Source organism: Streptomyces stoeckheimensis, assembly GCF_045822005.1.
GTDB classification, from domain to species: Bacteria; Actinomycetota; Actinomycetes; order Streptomycetales; family Streptomycetaceae; genus Streptomyces; species Streptomyces stoeckheimensis.
Map to the genome: position 1 here is coordinate 2,286,016 of NZ_CP169550.1, position 19,748 is coordinate 2,305,763.

Here is a 19,748-nt window from a genome sequence, read left to right on the forward strand (position 1 = left end):
AGAACCGCCAAGACGAAGGGGCGGGCCCCCTGAAGGACCCGCCCCGAGCCGTGCCGCCGTCGCCCGTCGCCCGTCGCCGGCCGCCGGTCCTACGCGGCGTCGAGGATGGCGGGCAGCGCCGCCACCAGGGCATCGGCCCGCTCCTGCGGCAGCGTCAGGGCGGGAGCCAGCCGTACGACGCCCGCGCCCGCGGCGTTCACGAGGAACCCGGCGTCCTGCGCGGCCCGCTGGACCCGTGCGGCGACCGGCTCGGCGAGGGCGATGCCCAGGAGCAGGCCGGCGCCCCGCACTTCGCGGACCAAGGGGTGTTCCAGTGCCTCGATGCCGCGCCTCAGCCGCTCCCCCACCCGCGTGGCATGCTCGAGCAGCCCTTCCTTCTCGATGGTCTCCAGGACGGCGAGCCCGGCCGCGCACGCGACCGGGTTGCCCCCGAAGGTGGATCCGTGCTGACCGGGGGTCAGCAGCCCGGCGGCGGCGCCGAAGGCGACCGTGGCGCCGATCGGCAGGCCGCCGCCCAGCCCCTTGGCCAGGGTGATCACGTCGGGCTCCGCTCCCGGCTCCGCCTGGTGCGCGAACCAGTGGCCGGTGCGGCCGATCCCGGTCTGCACCTCGTCCAGGACGAGCAGGGTACCCGTGGCGCGGGTGATCTCGCGGGCCTCCCGCAGGTAGCCCCGGGGTGCCGGGACGACTCCGGCCTCGCCCTGCAGGGGTTCGAGCAGCACCGCGGCCGTGTGCTCCGTGACGGCCGCGCGGAGCGCCTCCGCGTCCCCGTAGGGAACGTGCGTGACCTCTCCGGGCAGCGGCAGGAAGGGGGCCCGCTTGGGCGGCTGGCCGGTGAGGGCCAGCGCCCCCATGGTGCGCCCGTGGAACCCGCCCTCCGTGGCGACCAGGTGCGGGCGCCCGGTCCGGCGGGCGATCTTGAAGGCGGCCTCGACCGCCTCCGCGCCCGAGTTGGCGAAGAACACCCGGCCCGGCCTGTCCAGCAGGGCCAGCAGCCGTTCCGCCAGCGCGACGGCCGGCTCCGAGACGAACAGGTTCGACACGTGGCCGAGCCGGGCCACCTGGTCCTGGACGGCCGACACCAGGGCCGGGTGGGCGTGCCCGAGCGCGTTGACGGCGATCCCGCCGGTGAAGTCCGTGTACGCGCGGCCGTCCTCGTCCCAGACCGTGCTGCCCTCGCCCCTGACCAGGGCCAGCTCGGGGGTGCCGTAGGTGTCCATCATCACCGCGCGCCAGCGGTCGGCGAGCGGTGTCGTCGTGCCGTCGGCGGTCACGCGCCGTCCCCCTCGTCGCCGCCGGGCCCCTGCGGGCCGGGCTCCTCGTCCGGCACCACCGTGGTGCCGGGTCCGTCCTCGGTGAAGACTCCGCGCAGCAGCGCGTGCGGCACCCGGCCGTCGATGACCTGCGCCCGGGCGACGCCGGCGCGTACGGCGCGCAGGCAGCCCTCCATCTTGGGGAGCATGCCGCTGGCGAGCTCCGGGAGCAGGGCGTCCAGCTCACCGGCCGTCAGGCGGTCGATCACCTCGGTGCTGTGCGGCCAGTCCGCGTACAGCCCCTCGACGTCGGTCATCACCACGAGCCGGTCGGCCCCGAGGGCCACGGCCAGGGCCGAGGCCGCGAGGTCGGCGTTGACGTTGTAGATCTGGCCGTCCTCGCCGCGCGCGACGGGTGAGACCACGGGGATGCGGCCCTGCTCGAGCAGTGCGGCGATGGCGCTGCCGTCCACGTCCACGATGTCGCCGACCTGGCCGATGTCCACCGGCAGCCCGTCCACCCAGGCCGGGCGCCGGACGGCGGTCATCGTGTGGGCGTCCTCGCCCGACAGGCCCACGGCGAACGGCCCGTGGACGTTGATGGCGCCGACCAGTTCGCGCTGGACCTGGCCGGTGAGCACCATGCGCACCACGTCCATGGTCTCCGGCGTGGTCACCCGCAGCCCGGCCTCGAAGCGCACCTCCAGGCCGAGCCGGTCGAGCAGTGCGCTGATCTGGGGCCCGCCGCCGTGGACGACGACGGGACGCAGGCCCGCGTGCCAGAGCTCCACGACGTCCTGGGCGAACGTCCGGTGCGCGGACGGGTCCGCCATGGCGTTGCCGCCGAACTTGACGACGACCGTCCGGCCTTGGAGCTGCTCCAGCCAGGGCAGGTCCCGGGGGGCCGGCACGGCGGCCGGCACCCGGGCCTGCGCCTTGGCCTGCTCAGGCCTCTGCGTCTGCCTCTGCGTCTGCGTCTGCGTCTGCGTCTGCGTCTGCGTCTGCATGTGCGTCGTCGTCTCCGCCGTCATCCCGACCCCGTTCACGAGCTGTAGGCGCTGTTCTCGTGCACGTACTCGGCCGTCAGGTCGTTGGTCCAGATGACGGCCGAGGAGTCACCGGAGCGCAGGTCCACGGTGAGGGCGATCCGGCGGCCGGACAGGTCGACCTTGTCCCGCGGCTCTCCTGCGGCGCCGTCCCTGCACACCCAGACGCCGTTGATCGCCACGTCCAGCCGGTCCGCGTCGAAGACGGCCGACGTGGTGCCGATCGCGGACAGCACCCGGCCCCAGTTGGGGTCCTCGCCGTGCAGCGCGCACTTGAGGAGGTTGTTGCGGGCCACCGAGCGGCCCACCTCCACGGCGTCCGCTTCCGAGGCCGCACCGACGACGGCCACCTCGATCTCCTTGGACGCGCCCTCGGCGTCCGCCACCAGCTGGAGCGCCAGGTCCCGGCACACGGTGTGCACGGCCGCGGTGAGCTCGGCGGGTCCGGGCGCGATGCCCGAGCTGCCCGAGGCGAGCAGCAGCACGGTGTCGTTGGTGGACATGCAGCCGTCCGAGTCCACCCGGTCGAACGTGGTGCGCACCGCCTCGCGCAGCGCCGCGTCGAGCACCTCGGCGCTCGCGTCGGCGTCCGTGGTCAGGACGACCAGCATGGTGGCGAGGCCGGGGGCGAGCATCCCGGCGCCCTTCGCCATGCCCCCCACCGTCCAGCCGGGTCCGGAGGCCACCGCCGTCTTGTGGACGGAGTCCGTCGTCTTGATCGCGACGGCCGCCTCCTCGCCGCCCTCGGGCGACAGCCGGTCGGCGGCGGCGGTGATGCCGGCCGTCACCCGGCCCATCGGCAGCCGGACGCCGATGAGGCCGGTGGAGCACACCGCGACCTCGTCGGGGGTGACCTCCACGGCCAGCGCGGTGCGCTCCGCCATCACCCGGGCGTCCTCCGCGCCACCGGGGCCCGTACAGGCGTTCGCGCCACCGGAGTTGAGGACGACGGCGGAGATCCGCCCGTCGGCGAGCGCGCGGCGGGACCAGCGGACGGGCGCGGCCTGTACGCGGTTCGAGGTGAAGACACCGGCGGCGGCGCGGGACGGGCCCCGGTTCACCACCAGGGCCAGATCCGGGTCACCGGACTCCTTGATGCCGGCGCGCACGGCGCCGGCAAGGAATCCCCGGGCGGCGGTCACACTCACGGAGCCACTCCATTCATGGGCAGGCCCAGCCGTTCCGGCAGGCCGAGGGCTATGTTCATGCTCTGCACCGCGCCACCGGCGGTGCCCTTCGTCAGGTTGTCGATGGCGCTCACGCAGATCAACCTGCGGGCGTGCGGATCCACGGCGATCTGCACCTGGGCGGTGTTCGAGCCGAGGACGGCGGCGGTGGTGGGCCATTGGCCGGGCGGCAGCAGCCGCACGAACGGCCTGTCGGCGTACGCGGCTTCGAACACGGCGCGCACGTCGTCCTCCGCGAGCGCCTCCGCGGCCGGGCTCAGCCGGGCCGAGCAGGTGGCGAGGATGCCCCGGGGCATGGGCGCCAGGGTGGGCGTGAAGGAGACCGTCACGTCCGCGCCCGCCGTGCGGGACAGGTTCTGGGCGATCTCCGGAGTGTGCCGGTGGCCGCCGCCGACTCCGTACGGGCTCATGGAGCCCATCACTTCGGTGCCGAGGAGGTGCGTCTTGAGCGCGCGTCCGGCGCCGGAGGTTCCGCTGGCGGCGACGATGACGGCTTCGGGCTCGACCAGGTGCGCCGCGTAGGCGGGGAACAGGGCCAGGGTGACCGCGGTGGGGTAGCAGCCGGGAACGGCGATCCGGGTGGCACCCTTCAACTCCGCGCGAGCTCCCGGCAGTTCCGGCAGACCGTAGGGCCAGGTGCCGGCGTGGGCGCTGCCGTAGAACCGCTCCCAGGCCGCCGCATCCCGCAGCCGGAAGTCGGCTCCGCAGTCCACGACCAGGGTACCGGGCTCCAACTCGGCGGCCAGGGCGCCCGATTGCCCGTGGGGCAGGGCGAGGAAGACCACGTCGTGGCCGCGCAGGGAGGCGGCGGAGGTGTCCAGGAGGATCCGGTCGGCGAACTCCGGAAGCTGTGGCTGTACGGTCCCCAGCGGGCGCCCCGCGCTGCTGTGCGCGGTCAACGCACCGATCCCCACGGCGGGATGCGAGCTCAGCAGGCGGAGCAGCTCCCCGCCCGCGTAGCCGCTGGCACCGGCCACCGCGACCCGTACGGTCATGTTCTTCCGCTCTCTCTCGGTTCGTTGGGTGCCCCATCAGCGACCGGACGACCGACCGCAGGCGGGCGCGCCGCGGTCCGGGCGCCGGGCGGGTGCGCTCAGGCGTCCTTGCGCACGTCCCGGGACCCGCCGCCGAGCAGCAGCTCGCGGAGCAGGGTCTCGGTCGTGCACACCACCGCGCTGCGGGCCGCCCAGCGCAGGGCCATCGCGTGCTCCTCGGCGGAGAGGTCGGCGACGGCGTCGGCGACCACGAAGGGCTGGATGTCGTTCATGAAGGCGTCCGCGGCGGTGAGCAGGACGCCGAGGTGGGCGTGGACCCCGCAGACGATCAGCTGGTCGCGTCCCTCCGAACGCAGCAGCCTGCCCAAGTGGCTGCGGAGGAAGGCGTTCTGGCGCACGTTGGCCAGCACGCGCTCGCCCGGCCGCGGGGTGAGCGGCGGGATGATCGCGGCGGCGTCGGCGCTGTCGCCGATGCCCGGCCCCCAGACGTCCGCGGCGAGTCCCCGCTGGCCCGGCGGCTGGGCGGCCGGCTCGGCGGTGAAGACGACGGGAATGCCGAGTGCCGTGGCGAGGGCGCGGAGGGCCGTGATGTTCTCCACGAGTTCCACGACCGGGGACCTGTCCGTCGGGAGCTCCCCGACGAAGTGGTTCTGCATGTCGTGGACCAGCAGGGCGGCGCGGCCGGGGTCGATGGCCCAGGACGCGCAGGAGCGGGGCAGGGCGGCGCGGTCGGGCATGGGGTAGGAGCCGATGGCAGGCAGGCCCATGACGATCCCCTTCCCCTGATGCCGTGCGTGCGGCTCCACACGGAGCCCCTACGGAGTTAGCTTAGCCTAACCTAACCGACCCTTGCCCCGCTCACGCGATCCGTCGACAACCGGCCACACGCGCGGGCCCGTTGCACCGAGAGCCGCCGGGCCGGCCCGCCCGGCGGACACGGGGCGGCCCCGGACGCGGCGCGGGCGCGGCACGTCCGGGGCCGTCCCGGTCAGGCCTCGACGGCCGTCGCCAGGGACCGGGGGCGGAGGTCGGTCCAGCTCGACTCGATGAACTCGAGGCACGCCTCACGGGTGGTCTCGGCGAGGGCGACCGTCCATCCGCCGGGAGCGTCGGCGAAGGAGGGCCAGAGGGAGTGCTGACCCTCGTCGTTCACCAGGACCAGGAAGCGGCCGTCGGCATCGTCGAACGGGTTGGTGCTCATACTGGGGTTCCTCCAGGAGCCCGATGGGACCGGCGGATGGCGTCGGCGTGCGGCGCGCGCAGTCCGACAGCGGGCGCCGTGCCCGTGGGGAAGGTCGATCGGGAATGAAGAGAGTCAACCACTTAGGTTAGGCTCGCCTAATTATAGAGCTTAACGTTTCCCCTTCCCCCTCACAAGGAGGCACCGATGCGTGCACTCGAACGGATCCTGGCCGAGGACGGCTCGGAGAGCCCCTTCGCCGCGTTCGACCTGCCCGGCACGCCCGGCACCGATGAGTTCTGGGCGGCCGCGGCTCCCGCGTCCGCGCCTTCGGGCGACGGCGGTTGGGTCACCCTGTTCCTCTGGCGCGGCAGCCCGACGGTCATCGATTTCGAGAGCTGGTCGGATCCGGTGGCGCTGCTCCGGTGGCGCGACACGGACTGCTGGTACGCCGAAGTGCGCATGCCCGCACGGCTCCGAGTGACCTACCGGTTCCTCGCCGATGACGGATCGTCGTACGCCGATCCCCTCAACCCGGTCCGGGCGGGCGGCGAACGCTCCGTCGTGGCCACCCCGGACGCTCCGCCCCAGCCGTACTGGCCGGCCGTGGGCGCCGACGACGTACTGCCCCTGCCGCGCACCCGGATCCGCTGGGCGAGCGAGCGGCTCGGCGGGAAGCGCACCGTACGGGTCCACCCGGTGGGCGGCGGCGGACCGGTGGTCCTGCTGCTCGACGGGGACGACTGGCTGTACCTCCACCCGGCCATGACGGCCTTCGACGCGGCCTTCGACGCCGGCGACATGCCCCCGGCCACGCTGGTGTTCCTGCCCACCAAGGACCGGCAGGCGGAGTTCGGCTGCCGGCCCGAGCTGTGGGAGGCGGTACGGGACGAACTGCTGCCGCTGGTCGCCGGCAGCGGGGTGCCCGCGGACCTCGGCCGGCTGGTGGTCGCCGGGCAGAGCCTCGCCGGCCTGAGCGCGATGTACGCGGCCCTGGAGTTCCCGGAGCTGGTGTCCCGGGTCGCCTGCCAGTCGGGGTCGTTCTGGTGGACCCCGGAGGCCTCGGACCTGCCGGACCCGCTGGGCGGTCCGCGCGGCGGCACCATCGCCGCGCGGCTGCGCGAACGCCCCGCCCCGGCCGGGCTGCGGATCGCGTTCGACCTGGGCGAGCACGAGGCGCGCATGCAGCCCCACTGCGAACTGGTCGAAGCCCTGACGGAGCAGGCCGGTGCGACCGTACGGGTGTCCCGGTCGGCTTCGGGCCACGACCGGGCGGGCTGGCGCCAGGCCCTGCTCAGGGACGTCGCCTGGGCGCTGGCCTGACCGCCCGACGGCAAAGGGGCCCGGGTGCCCGGCGATCCGCCGGGCACCCGGGCCCCTTCTGTTCACCGGCTCACGAGGTCAGCGCGTGACCGCCGCGCAGTACGCCGGGTCGTTGGCCAGCAGGTGACGGTGCGTCCCTTCGGCCGTGACCACCCCGTCGTCCAGGACGAGGACCCGGTCGGCCGCGTCCAGCAGGGCCGGGCTGCTGGTGATGACCACGGTGGTGCGGCCCCGGCGCAGCTCCGCGATCTTGCGTGCGACGAGCTGCTCGGTGACCGCGTCCACGGCAGTGGTCGGGTCCCGCAGCACCAGCACGTCGGAGTCCGCGGCCAGCGCCCGGGCCAGCGAGAGCCGCTGGCGCTGCCCGCCGGAGAGGTTCGAACCGCGGTCGCGGACCTCGTAGTCGAGTCCCTGGCGGTGCAGGGCGACGACATCGGTCAGCATGGACGCCTCGACGGCCTCGGGCACCGTCCGGCTGGTGCCCGACGGGTCGATGTTCGTACGGAGGGTTCCCGCGAAGATCTCCCCGTCGTACGGGTTCACCAGCATCAGTTCGCGGACCGCCTCGACCGACAGGTCCGCGAGGTCCTGCCCGCCGAGCCGCACCGTGCCGCCGTACGCGGCCGGCGGCACGTTCACCGCCAGGATCGAGGCGAGTTCGGCCGCCGCCCGCGGCTGGTAGACCGCGATCGCCGTGAACCGGCCCGCCGGGACGTGGAACTTCAGGCCCTGGAGGGACTCGTACCGGACGCAGTCGATCTCCAGGTCCCCGCCGGGTGCCGGGCGGGCCGTCCCCGGGGCCGCCACCGGCGGGGCGGACAGCACCAGGGCCATCCGCTCCGCCGAAGCGCGCGCCATCATCACGTACTTGGGCATGTCCGAGAACAGCCGGAGCGGCTCCATGATGAACTGCGCCAGGCCCACGGCCATGACGAGCTCACCGATGCTGATCTGCCCGTCGAAGGCCAGCCAGCCGGCGGTCAGGGTCACCGCGGCGGCGAGGGTCGAGTTCAGGGCCAGCGCGGTGCCCGTGTAGGCGCCGTTCACCTTGGCGACCGTGATCGCCTGCTCCTTGGCCTCCGTGCTGACCTTGCGGTAGGACCGGAAGGCCGCGTGGTTGCCGCCGAAGCCGTGCAGCGGGCGCAGGCCGGTGATCAGGTCGGCGACCTTGGCACCCGCCCGCGCCACCCGGGCCTGCTGCTCCTGGGTGCTGCTGCCGATCCGCTTCGACATCACGCTGAGGGTCGACAGGATCGCGACCGTCCCGATCATGACGAGCAGGCCGAGCCGCAGGTCCGCCAGGCTCAGCGCGACCGCCGCGACCAGCACCGCGACCGAGGAGCTGATCAGCATCGGCACGACCTCGACGATGTCGGAGGTCTGGTCGGCGTCCTCGGTGGCGATGGTGAGCACCTCGCCGGACTTGAGGTCCACGTCCCGGGCCACCGGCTGGAGGCCGCAGGACGCGACCCGCACCCTCCAGTGGTGGGCCTCGGTCGTGTTGGCCTTCTGCAGGATGCGCATGCCGAACCGCCACGACAGCGACACCGTCGTGATGATCACGGCCAGCGCGGCGATCGAGAGGGCGAGCGCCCCCAGGCTCCGTTCGCGCATCGTGTGGTCGACGATCATGCCGAGCGCGATCGGGAAGGCCGTCTCGCCCGCCTGGTACAGGCCCATGAGGACGGTGCCCCAGACCATGGCGCCGACGTTGCGCCGTATGGCGGTCCGCAGGATGTCGGATCCCGCGCGGCGGGATCTCTGGACGTCAGGAGTTGTCATCAAGGTGCCGGGCAATCGCTTCGGGGGTTCGCAGGGTGAGCAGGTCGCGGATGGTGATCGTGGGGCCGAATTCCCGGCGCAGGAGTCCGACCAGGCGTACGGCCAGCATGGAGTGTCCGCCGAGGGACACGAAATCGCTCACGGCGCTCACCTCGTCGTCGTCCAGGTCCAGGGCTTCGGCGAAGAACTCGCAGACCAGGACCTCGGTCTCGGTCTCCGGGCCGCGCTCGCCCGAAGTGGTCAGCGCGCCCAGCGGCTTGGGCTCCGGCAGGGCCTTGGTGTCGGCCTTCCCGTTCACCGTGAGCGGGATGGCCTCGACCTGAGCGTAGTGCGTCGGGCGCAGGTAGTCGGGCAGTCCGGCGCCCACCTCGGCGGCGACCGCCGCCAGGTCGGAGCCGGCTCCCAGCACGAGGTACGCCGCCAGCCGGTAGGCGCCGTCGACCTGCGGGTCGGGCTGGGCGACCGCGGCGGTGAACCGGACCGCCGGGTGCGCGGCGAACGCCGCCTCCACCTCGCCCAGTTCCACGCGGTGGCCCCGGATCTTGACCTGCTGGTCGGTGCGGCCGAGGTACATCAGGTTCCCGTCCGGCCGACGGACCACCAGGTCGCCGGTGCGGTACATGCGCTCGCCGGGGGCGCCGAACGGCGAGGCGACGAACCGGTGCGCGGTCTGGGCCGGCTGGCCGAGGTACCCGCGGGCGATGCCGATGCCGGAGACGTAGAGCTCACCGGGAACCCCGTCCGGCAGCGGCCGCAGCCACGGGTCCAGGACGAACACCTCGGTGTTGTCGATGGCCACGCCCACCACCGGGTCCTGGCACTCGAAGGTGCCGACGCCCAGGGTGTTGATGGTGTATTCGGTCGGGCCGTACAGGTTGTACCCGACCGTCCCCTCGGTCTCGGCGAGCCGCTGCCACAGGGTCGGGGTGACCGCTTCTCCGCCCAGGAGCACCAGCGCGGGGCGCCGCTCCGGGTTGTCGAGCAGGCCTTCGGCCGCCAGCTGCTGCGCGTAGGTCGGGGTCACGTTGATGACGTCGATCCCGTGCTCACGGCAGTAGTCGACCAGTCCGGGTGCGTCGCGGCGCAGTTCCTCGTCGCAGATGTGCACCTCGTGGCCGTCGGCGAGCCACAGGAGCTCCTCCCACGACATGTCGAAGGCGAAGGAGACGGTGTGCGCGATCTTGAAGATCCGGTTGCCGTGCTCCGCCAGCACCGGTTCGAAGATGCGGCGCTGGTGGTTGATCAGCATGTTGGTGAGGCCGGCGTACTCGGTCACGACGCCCTTGGGCTTGCCCGTCGAACCGGAGGTGTAGATCGTGTACGCCGGGTACCGCAGCCGGTTCGGGTGGTCCGGTGCGAACGTCACGAGCGGCTCGGCCTCCGGAAGGGGCCGGTCCAGTTCGATCAGGTCGCCGGTCAGCCTGGGGGCGACGGCGCTGACAGTGAGGATCACCTCGGGCCGGGCGTCCGCGACGATCGTGGCGATCCGCTCGTCCGGGTGGTCCAGCTCCAGCGGTACGTACGCGGCTCCGGTGCGCAGTACGGCGAACAGCGCGACGATCCACTCCAGCGTGCGCGGGATCGCCAGGCCCACCGTCTTCTCCGGGCCGATGCCGCGTCCGGCGAGCACACCCGCCAGCAGGCGGCTGCGGCCCTGGAGTTCGGCGAAGGTCATGCTCCGGCCCTGGGCGACGAGCGCGACCCGCTCGGGTGCGCGGTCCGCCGCCCGGTCGAAGCGGTCGACCACCGTGTCGGTTCCGATGTCCGTACGGTCGGCCGGCCCGGGCACCGGCCCGAGGCCGGGCAGCGCGCCCACCGGTCCGGTGGAGCGGGCCAGGTCCTGGAGCAGGCCGACGTAGTCCTCGAGGAGGCGGCGGGCGCTGTCGGAGTCGCCGTGGCGGTGCTCCAGCTTGACCGTGAGCCGGTCGCCGGGGGTGACGACCCAGGTGAAGGGGTAGTGCGTGGAGTCGTCCGACTTCACCTCGGTGATGCCGTGGCGGGCGTTCATCTCGGCGAGCCCGTCCAGGTCCAGGAAGTTCTGGAGCACGAACAGGTTGTCGAAGAGGGTGTCGTGGCCGCTGGCCCGCTGGATCTCGCCGAGCCCCAGGTGCTCGTGCTCCATCGCGTCGACCCGGGCCGCCTGTACGGCGGCCAGGTACTCCCCGACCGAGTCCTCGGGCCGGGCCCGCGTCCACATGGGCACGGTGTTGAGCAGCACGCCGACGATGTCGGACAGGCCCTCTCCCTCGCGGCCGGAGACGGTCACGCCGAACACGGCGTCGCTGCGGCCGGTGTGGGCGCCCAGGAGCAGGCCGAAGGCGCCGGTGAGGACCGAGTTGAGGGTGACTCCGTGCGCCCTGGCCGTCTCCCGCAGCAGCTGCGACTGTTCGGCGGTCAGGGTGTGCAGGAGCGCGGGCGGCAGGTCGTCCGAGAGGGACGGCGCCGGTCCGGCGAGCAGCGTCGGGCCGGAGAGCCCGGTCAGGTGCTCGGCCCAGAACCGCTCCGAGACGGCCGGGTCCTTGGCGGCGAGCGAGCGGGCGTGGTCCTCGAAGCCCGGTACGGCCGGGGTCGTGGAGGGCAGCTCACCGGCGAGTACGGCCCGGTAGGCCTCGAACAGGTCCCGGAGCACTATCGCGCGGGACCATCCGTCCCACAGCAGCAGGTGGTAGCTGAGGAGCAGGCCGTCGCGGCCTTCGGGCAGCCGGATCACGGTCAGCCGGATCAGCGGCGGCTCGGCCGGGTCGAAGCCGGTGTTGCGGTCCCGGACGCGCAGGGCTTCGACCTCCTCCTCGGTCGACAGCTCGACCGTGTGGACGCCGACGCGGCGGCCCGCCTTGAGGATCTGGACCGGGTTGCCGTCGTCGTCGGTGGTGAAACCTGCGCCGACGACCGGGTGCCGGGCCATGACCACGGCCATGGCCTCGGTCAGTGCGTCGGTGTCGAGGCGGTGGTCGAGGGCGAAGTAGCTCTGTGCGACGTAGTGTCCGGCCGTGCCCGCCAACTGGGCCTGGAAGAACAGGCCCCGCTGCAGGGCGGTGACGGGCGCCGTGCGCTCGGCCGTCACGGAGGCTTCCGCGAGGGTTTCCAGGGCGTGCAGCCAGTGCGCGGTGATCTCGTCCGGGATCTCCTCGGCGAGGGTGAAGGTCGCGTGCAGGCTGCCGGTGGCCGCGTCGGTCCAGGCGTTGACCTCGACGGCGTACGGGCTGCCCTGGTCGCCGCCGGTGATGTGCAGCGCCTGGGACTCGCTGCCCCGGCCGAGGTAGTTGAAGAGCACCTGCGGTCGGGCCGTCAGCAGCGGGGCCGTCTGCGGGTTGAGGTAGCGCAGCCGGCCGTAGGCGAGGTGCCCGGACTCGTCCGGCTGGCGTGCCGCGAGCTCGCGGGCCGCCGCGACCGGGTCGGTGTGCGCGGTGAGCCGGACCGGCGCGATGGCGGTGAACCAGCCGACCGTACGGGTGTAGTCGTGGTGCTCCAGTACGGACACCCGGCCGTGCCGCTCCAGCTCGATCGCGAGATCGGTGGGCGCCGGCTGGATCCGCGTCAGGGCGGTGCGCAGGGCGCCGCACAGCAGCTCGGTGAGCGCGACGCCGAGCGCCGCGGGGGCGGTGCGCGTCACCAGGTCGCTGGCCTCGGGGCCGAGGACCACGGTGGTGTCGCGCAGCGCGCCGGACGCGGGCAGCAGCGCGGGGGCCCGGAGGGTGTCGACCCAGTGCCCGAGGTCGTCGGCGCCGGCGGCGGACCGCAGGGTCAGCGCGTCGGCGTACTCGGCGTACGAGGTGGTCGCCGGTGCGAGGGTCTCCCCGCGCAGGGCGGCGGCGAGGTCGTCCAGCAGGATCAGCCAGGACACCGAGTCGACGGCGATGTGGTGCACGGTGACCACGAGGGTGCCGGTCTCCGCGAGCCAGGTGAAGGCGGTGACCTCCCCGGTCTCGGGGTCGAGCCGTCCGGCGGCCTCGTTGGCGGCGGCCGTGGCGTCGGCCGCGTCCGTGCGGACGACGGTGGCCTTGCGGGCGGGTTCGGTGCGCAGGGTCCACACCCCGTGCTCGGTGTTCAGCCGCATCCGCAGGGCCGGGTGGGCGGCCAGTACGGCGTCGGCGGCGCGCTCGATGTCGGCGAACGCGGTGCCTTCGGCCACCTCGACGGTCCGGGCCTGGGCGAACCGGGCGAGGGTACCGCCCAGTTCGCGCTGGCGCAGGATGATCGGGGTGGGCGCCAGCGGGCCGTCCTCGCGGCGCGCGGGGGCCGGAGCCGGGGCCCGGGTCTGCGGTGCGCGCGTGCCGAGGAGCTCGGCGAGGGCGCGCGGCGTCTTCAGGAGGAACACGTCGCGGGGTGCGATCGGCAGGCCGAGCGCCCGGGCGCGGTTGACCACGGTGATGGCGACGATGCTGTCGCCGCCCGCGCCGAAGAAGTCGGTGTCCGCGTCGGCGGCCGGGTGGGACAGGGTGTCGGCGAAGACGCCGACCAGCGAGGCGAGGAGGGAGTCGGTCGCTGCCTCCGTCACGGAACCGCCGGCCACCGGGGTGTCGTCCTGTGCGGCCGCCGCGATCAGGGCCTTGCGGTCCAGCTTGCCGTTGACGGTCAGCGGCAGGGAGTCCACCGGCAGGACCCGGCCCGGCACCATGTGCACGGGCAGCTTCTCCGCGAGGAGGGCGGAGAGGTCGCCGGGCACCCGGCCGACGACGTGCGCGACCAGGTGGTCGCCGCTGTCGGCCACGGTGACGGCCACGTCGACGACGCCGTCGAGGTCGCGCAGCGCGGACTCGACCTCGCCGAGCTCGATGCGGAAGCCCTTGAGCTGGACCTGGTCATCGGCGCGGCCGGTGAACTCCAGCTCGCCGTCGAGGGTACGGACGGCCAGGTCGCCCGTGTGGTACATCCGGGAGCCGTCGTTCGCGAACGGGTTCGCCACGAACCGGCCCGCGGTGAGGCCCGGCCGCCCGAGGTAGCCGAGGGAGACCTGGTCGCCGGCCACGTAGATGGCGCCCACCTGCCCCGGCGGCACCGGCCGGAGCCGGTCGTCGAGCAGGTGGGTGACCAGGCCCGGGATGGGTCCGCCGATGGGGCTCACGTCGTCGCCGAAGGCGAAGTCCCCGTCGGTCAGCACCCGGTGCGTCACGTGGACCGTGGTCTCGGTGATCCCGTACATGTTGACGAGTTCGGGCGAGGCGGCGCCGTGCCGCTCGACCCAGCCGCGGAGCCGTCCGAGGTCCAGTGCCTCGCCGCCGAAGATGACGCGGCGCAGGGCGGGGAGCGGTGCGCCCGCGTGCCGGTCGGCCTCGACGAACTGGTAGAAGGCCGAGGGCGTCTGGTTGAGCACGGTCACTCCGCGCTCGCGGACCAGCCGGTGGAAGTCGACCGGGGAGCGGGTCAGGCCGTAGTCGGGGACGAGCAGCTCGCCGCCGTGCGCCAGGGCGCCCCACAGCTCCCAGACGGCGAAGTCGAAGGAGTAGGAGTGGAACTGGACCCAGACGTCGTCGGGGCCGAAGTCCATGTCCGGCTGGGTGTTGGCGAGCAGCGACACCACGCTGGAGTGCGGGACCACGACGCCCTTGGGCTTGCCGGTCGACCCGGACGTGTAGATCACGTACGCGGGGTCGTGCCAGCTGACCTCGTCCGTCGCGGCGTCCGCCGTCCCGGCGGGCTCCCGCGGCAGTTCGTCGCCCTGTACGAGGACCCGGGCATCGACTCCCGCCCGCTCCAGCAGGGCGGTGAAGCGTGCGCGCTGGCCGGGGTCCACGAGGACGGCCTGCGGGGCGGCGTCGCCGAGGACGTACTCCAGCCGGTCGTCGGGGTAGGCCATGTCGAGCGGGACGTAGGCGCCGCCCGCGCTGACGATCGCGACCAGGGCGACGACCTGCTCGATGGTGCGCGGGACGGCCACGGCCACGCGCCGGCCCGGCCGGACCCCGGCCGCGCGCAGGGCGGCGGCCAGTTCGTTCTTCGCGTCGGCGAGTTCGCCGTAGGTCAGGGAGCGGGTGGTGCCGTCGAGCGCGCACTGGGTGACGGCGGTGGCCGCCGGGTTCCGGTCCGCCGCTGCGTCGAAGAGTGCGCCGAGCGTGGTCGGGGTGATCCGTGCGGGGCTCCGGCCGCCCTCGGGCGCCAGGTCGCCGACCGGGGCGTCCGGCCGGGTGAGCAGGCCGGTGAGGGTGTGCGTGAACCGGGTCAGGATGTCCCGGGCGCTGCTCTCGCGGAGCAGTTCGCCGTCGTAGATCAGGTTGAAGCGCGGGCGCCCGTCGAGGGCCCGCTCCACGACCAGGGTCAGCGGGTAGTGCGGGGCTCCCTCGTTGACGAGGCCGGTGACGGCGAGGGTGTCGCCGGTGCGGCGCAGGGCGGCCACGTCGGTGGCCACGTCGAACACCACGAGGGTGTCGAAGAGGGAGCCGACGCCGGCCAGCCGGCCGATCCGTGCCAGCGAGACGTGCTGGTGCGGCAGGACCGCGCCCTGGTGCTCGCGCACCGAGGCGAGCAGTTCGCGCGCCGTGGTGCCGGCGGCCCACCGTGCGCGCAGCGGGACGGTGTTGATGAACAGGCCGACCATGTCCTCGATGCCGGGGACGTCCGCGTCGCGGCCGGAGACCGTGGAGCCGAAGACCACGTCGGCGGAGTGCAGGATCCCGCCCAGGGTCACCGCCCAGGCGCTGTGCACGGCCACGCTCAGCGGTACGCCGGCGGCACGGGCGGCGGCGTCGACGTCGAGGGACTGCGCCGGCTCGACGGAGGTGTCGGCGAACCGGTCGGACGGGGTGTGGTCCCGGGCCACCAGCGAGGGGCCGGGCAGCTCGGCGAGTTCGGCGCCCCACACGCGGTCGCTCTCGTCGGCGTCGCGCTCCGCGAGCCAGCCGACGTAGTCGGGGAAGCCGCTCAGCGGGTAGGTGCTTCCCGGCGCGTGGTACTCGGCGAGCAGCGCGCGCAGCATCGGGGGCACCGACCAGCCGTCGGCGATGATGTGGTGGACGGTCTGGACGAGGACGTTGCGGCCGGATTCCGGGTCGCGGACCAGGGTGAACCGCATCAGCGGGCCGGTGGCCAGGTCGAATCCGGCGCGGCGGTCCCGCTCGGCGAGTTCGTGGAGCTCCGCCTCGGTGATGCCGGGCCGGTCGAGGGTGGTGAAGGGCGCCTCGGCGCCGCTTTCCAGTACGGAGACCACGCGGCCGTCGGCGAGGGCCGTGAACCGTGCGGCCAGGTTCGGGTACAGGGTGAGCAGACGGGTGGCCGCGGCCCGGAGGCGGTCGGGGTCGAGCTCGCCCTCCAGCGTCAGCAGCTGCTGCTCGACGTAGCTGCCAGCGGAGTCGTCGTCGAAGACGGAGTGGAAGTACAGGCCTTCCTGGAGCGGGGTCAGGGGCAGGACGGCGCGCAGCTCGGGTCCGTCCAGGGCGTCGACGTCGGCCTGGGTCAGCCGCACCAGCGGGAAGTCGCTGGGCGAGTGGCCGCCCTCGTCGAGCGCGGCCAGGGCGGTGAGGGCGGCTTGGAAGTACCCGCCGATCGCCTCGATGTCCTCGTCGGTGAACATCCCGTCGGGCCAGGAGAGGGTGGTGACGAGCTCGTACGCGCCGGTGGCGGAGGGTTCGGCGATCGCGTTGAACTCCAGGGCGCGCGGCAGGCGCATCTTCGGGTCGCGCTTCTCGCCGAGCTGGCCGGTGGTGCCGGAGAGCTGCCAGTCCCCCGACGCGCCCGCGTCGAAGCGGCCCAGGTAGTTGAAGAGGACCTGGGGTGCGGGGGCCGTGAAGGGGGTGTCGGCCAGGTAGCGCAGGGCGCCGTAGGAGACGCCGTTGCTCGGGACGCGGGCGAGGTCTTCCTTGACCGCCTTGAGGGCGGCGGCGAGGTACCGGGGGTCGGTGAAGTCACCGGTCGTGCCGGGGTCCACGGTCACGGGGAACAGCGTCGTGAACCAGCCGACGGTGCGGGACAGTTCCGGCTCGATGCCGGCGGCGCCCGCCACGTGGCGGCCTTCGCGGCCGTGGCCCTCCAGCTCGATGTGCGCGAAGGTCTGCTCCTGGCCGCGGCCGCGGCGCCACCGGGCGAGGGTGACGGCGAGCGCGGTCAGCAGGACGTCGTTGACGCCCGCGTGGAACTTCGCGGGGATCTCGCCCAGCAGCGCGGCGGTGGCCTCGGAGCCGACGGTGAAGATCCGGTGCCGTTCCCGCTCGACGGTGTCGGCCTCGGAGGGGGCACGCCGGCCCAGCGGGGCGTCGGGGCCCGGCAGGGGACGCTCGAAGTGGGCGCGGTCCGCGTCGAAGTCGGCGCTGCCCAGGAGCTGGGTCCAGCGCCGGAACGAGGTGCCCACGGGGGGCAGTTCGATCTCCCGTCCCGCGGAGAACAGGCGCCAGGCCGTGGCCAGGTCCTCCATCAGCACCCGCCAGGACACGCCGTCGACCACCACGTGGTGGGCGACCAGGACCAGCTGGCGGGCCTCGCGGCGCCAGACGGCCCGCAGCATCACGCCGGCGTCCGGGTCCAGTCCTTCGGTGGCGAGGGCCACGCACGCGTCGAGCGAGCCGTCGCTCTCCTGCCAGTCGGCCGCGGCTCCGTCGGCCTGCGGGATGTCGAAGCTCCAGCGGTCCCCGCGTACGAGCCGGGCGCGCAGCATGTCGTGCCGGGCGACGACGGAGTCGAGGATCGGGCCCAGGGCGTCGGTCGTGAGGTCCGCCGGGGTGTTCAGTACGACCGCCTGGACGAATCCGTCGATCGCGTCCGTGGTCCGGCCCAGCCACTGGACGATGGGCGATCCCTCCACGGGACCGGTCGCGACGTCGGCGTGGTCCGCCCGGGCCACGTCCTCGCGGCCGGCCACCGCCGCCAGGGCGCCCAGGACGCTGTTGGCGAAGATCTGCCCCGCGGTGACGTAGAGGCCCGCTTCGCGCAGGGCGCTCAGCAGCGAGATGGCGAGGATGCTGTCTCCGCCGAGCTGGAAGAAGTCCTGGTCGACGCCGACTTCCTCCAGCCGCAGCACGGAGGCGACGGCCGCGCACACGGCGCGCTCCTCGTCGGTGGAGGGCCGTACGAACGCCCCGGTCGCGATCTCGGGTTCGGGCAGGGCGCGCCGGTCGAGCTTGCCGTTCGCGGTGAGCGGGAACTCGGTCATCACGACGACGTGGGCGGGCACCATGTACTCGACCATGTGCTCGGTGGCCCAGGCCTTGACCTCGTCGGCCCGCAGTTCCTGGTGGCCGGCGGCCGGGATCACGTAGCCGACCAGGTACGTGCCGCCCGCGCTGTTCTTCTTCGCGATGACGCAGGTGTGCCGTACCGCGGGGTGCTCCGCGAGGCCGACCTCCACGTCCTCCAGTTCGAGGCGCATGCCGCGGATCTTGATCTGGTTGTCGGCGCGGCCGAGGAAGTCCAGCGAGCCGTCGGGGGCGAAGCGGGCGAGGTCGCCGGTGCGGTAGAGGCGGGAGCCGTCGGTGGCGAAGGGGTTGGCCACGAACCGGGAGGCGGTCAGTCCGGGTGCGTTCACGTAGCCGCGGCCCAGGAGGAAGCCGCCGACGTAGAGCTCGCCGCCGACGCCGACCGGGACGGGGCGCAGCTCGTCGTCGAGGACGTACAGCTGGGTGTTGGGGTTGGCCTTGCCGATCGAGGTGGACAGGCGCTCGGCCTCGCCGCGGTAGATGACGTGGGAGACGCCGATGGTCGTCTCGGCCGGGCCGTAGCCGTGGTACATGGGGATGTCGAGCCGGGTGCGGAACCGCTCGTACAGCTCGGGGGTGAGCACCTCGCCGCCGCACCACACGTGGCGCATGCTGTCGAGGCGGTCGGAGTCTCCGGCGATCTCCAGCAGGACGTCCAGCATGGAGGAGACGAGGTAGGTGAAGGTGACGCGGTGCTCGGCGATCACGGCGAGCAGGTGGTGCGGGTCGCGTTCGCCGCCGGGCCGCAGGACGACGAGGCGGCCACCGCACACCAGCGGGAGGAAGATCTCGTTGATGGATATGTCGAAGGACAGCGGCGCCTTGAACAGCGACGCGTCGTCGTGGCCGAAGCCCAGGATCTCGTTGACCTGCCACAGCAGGCGTTCGCTGATCGCCTCGTGGCGGATCATCGCGCCCTTGGGGCGGCCGGTCGAACCGGACGTGAAGATCACGTAGGCCAGGGCGTTGCCGTGCGCGGTGATTCCGGTGTCCCCGGCGGGCTGGTCGGCGTACCGCCAGTCGTCGAGGTCGACGGCGGCGGCGGCCGGTTCCGCGGGGTCGTGCGCGCCGGAGTCGTTGAGCTGCAGCACGACCTGCGCGTCCTCGATGACGACGGCGCGGCGGGCGGCGGGCCACTGCGGGTCGAGCGGGACGAACGCGCAGCCGGCCTGGAGCACGCCGAGGAGGCCGATCACCATGTCGGCGGAGCGGCCCAGCGAGATGCCCACGACCTGCTCGGAGCCGAGTCCGCGTCCGATCAGGTGGTGGGCCAGCTGCGCGGACAGCTCCGCCGCCTGGCGGTAGGTCAGCGAGCGGTGTTCGTCGATGACCGCGACCGCGTCCGGCCGCAGGCGCGCCTGCTCGCGGAACATGTCCACGATGGTCGGCCGGACCCGGTCCGCCGCGTTGTCGTTCCACTCGGCCAGGGTGGTGAGCCGCTCCGCCACGGTGGACGGGCTGATGGTGCCGAGGGGCCGGTCGGGGAAGTCCGCCAGGTCGTCCAGCGCGAGCTGGGCGTCGGACTGCGGGACGCTCGCGGGGACCGCGATGGCCCAGCCGTCCGGGGCAGCTTCCCCGGTCTCCCAACCGCCGGGCGCCGTACCGCCGTTGTCGACCCATCCGAGGACGTCCGCGAAGAGCGTGCCGGGGGTCAGGTCGATTCCGTCGGGGCTGACGCCCGTCGCCCAGTACGACAGCCCGATGGCACAGGCCTCGGCGATGGTCCGGTCGGAGTATCCGCCGGTACGCCGGCGCACGTCTGCCAGGCGCGTAGGAGAGATCAGCACGAGACGAGCGCTCGGTTCCATCATTGAAGACTCAACACCCTTCCAAGGTACGAAGGCTAGCCTAACCTAAATT

At 73.4% G+C, this 19,748-nt stretch carries 9 protein-coding genes; 1 reads left to right on the forward strand and 8 read right to left on the reverse strand.

From position 1 onward, the window contains the following. Nucleotides 1-89: 89 nt before the first annotated feature. The 6 genes from ACE1OC_RS10580 to ACE1OC_RS10605 all read right to left on the reverse strand — a co-directional run bounded on the left by ACE1OC_RS10580 (nucleotide 90) and on the right by ACE1OC_RS10605 (nucleotide 5,682). Nucleotides 90-1,223, reverse strand: a complete 1,134-nt coding sequence (locus ACE1OC_RS10580; protein ID WP_407841525.1) for an acetylornithine transaminase — start codon at nucleotides 1,221-1,223, stop codon at nucleotides 90-92. 47 nt (nucleotides 1,224-1,270) lie between these two features. Continuing rightward, complete coding sequence (gene argB / locus ACE1OC_RS10585; protein WP_407836815.1) at nucleotides 1,271-2,260, reverse strand: acetylglutamate kinase; 990 nt, start codon at nucleotides 2,258-2,260, stop codon at nucleotides 1,271-1,273. 35 nt (nucleotides 2,261-2,295) lie between these two features. Next, nucleotides 2,296-3,447, reverse strand: a complete 1,152-nt coding sequence (gene argJ, locus ACE1OC_RS10590; protein WP_407836816.1) for a bifunctional glutamate N-acetyltransferase/amino-acid acetyltransferase ArgJ — start codon at nucleotides 3,445-3,447, stop codon at nucleotides 2,296-2,298. Further along, on the reverse strand, nucleotides 3,444-4,481 hold the full coding sequence (gene argC / locus ACE1OC_RS10595) for an N-acetyl-gamma-glutamyl-phosphate reductase (protein WP_407836817.1): 1,038 nt from the start codon (nucleotides 4,479-4,481) through the stop codon (nucleotides 3,444-3,446). The genes argJ and argC overlap by 4 nt, the downstream gene beginning before the upstream one ends. Nucleotides 4,482-4,579: 98 nt before the next feature. Beyond that, the gene (locus ACE1OC_RS10600; RefSeq protein WP_407836818.1) at nucleotides 4,580-5,248 is read right to left on the reverse strand and encodes an isochorismatase family protein; all 669 of its coding nucleotides are present in this window, start codon (nucleotides 5,246-5,248) and stop codon (nucleotides 4,580-4,582) included. 221 nt (nucleotides 5,249-5,469) lie between these two features. Beyond that, complete coding sequence (locus ACE1OC_RS10605; protein ID WP_389689455.1) at nucleotides 5,470-5,682, reverse strand: MbtH family protein; 213 nt, start codon at nucleotides 5,680-5,682, stop codon at nucleotides 5,470-5,472. A 186-nt stretch (nucleotides 5,683-5,868) separates the two neighbouring features. On the opposite strand from ACE1OC_RS10605, the gene ACE1OC_RS10610 reads away from it, so the two are divergent. After that, nucleotides 5,869-6,984 carry an alpha/beta hydrolase-fold protein gene (locus tag ACE1OC_RS10610; protein ID WP_407836819.1) on the forward strand — a complete coding sequence of 372 codons (1,116 nt, stop codon included), beginning with the start codon at nucleotides 5,869-5,871 and terminating at the stop codon, nucleotides 6,982-6,984. Between the two features lie 78 nt (nucleotides 6,985-7,062). Here ACE1OC_RS10610 and ACE1OC_RS10615 read toward each other — a convergent pair whose 3' ends face one another. Both ACE1OC_RS10615 and ACE1OC_RS10620 read right to left on the reverse strand, forming a co-directional pair. Continuing rightward, entirely contained in the window at nucleotides 7,063-8,766 is a 1,704-nt protein-coding gene (locus tag ACE1OC_RS10615; RefSeq protein ID WP_407836820.1) for an ABC transporter ATP-binding protein, read from the reverse strand. Then, nucleotides 8,753-19,699 (reverse strand): non-ribosomal peptide synthetase, encoded by a 10,947-nt coding sequence (locus ACE1OC_RS10620; RefSeq protein WP_407836821.1) that lies wholly within the window; start codon nucleotides 19,697-19,699, stop codon nucleotides 8,753-8,755. Before ACE1OC_RS10620 ends, ACE1OC_RS10615 begins: the two co-directional genes overlap by 14 nt. Nucleotides 19,700-19,748 lie beyond the last annotated feature (49 nt).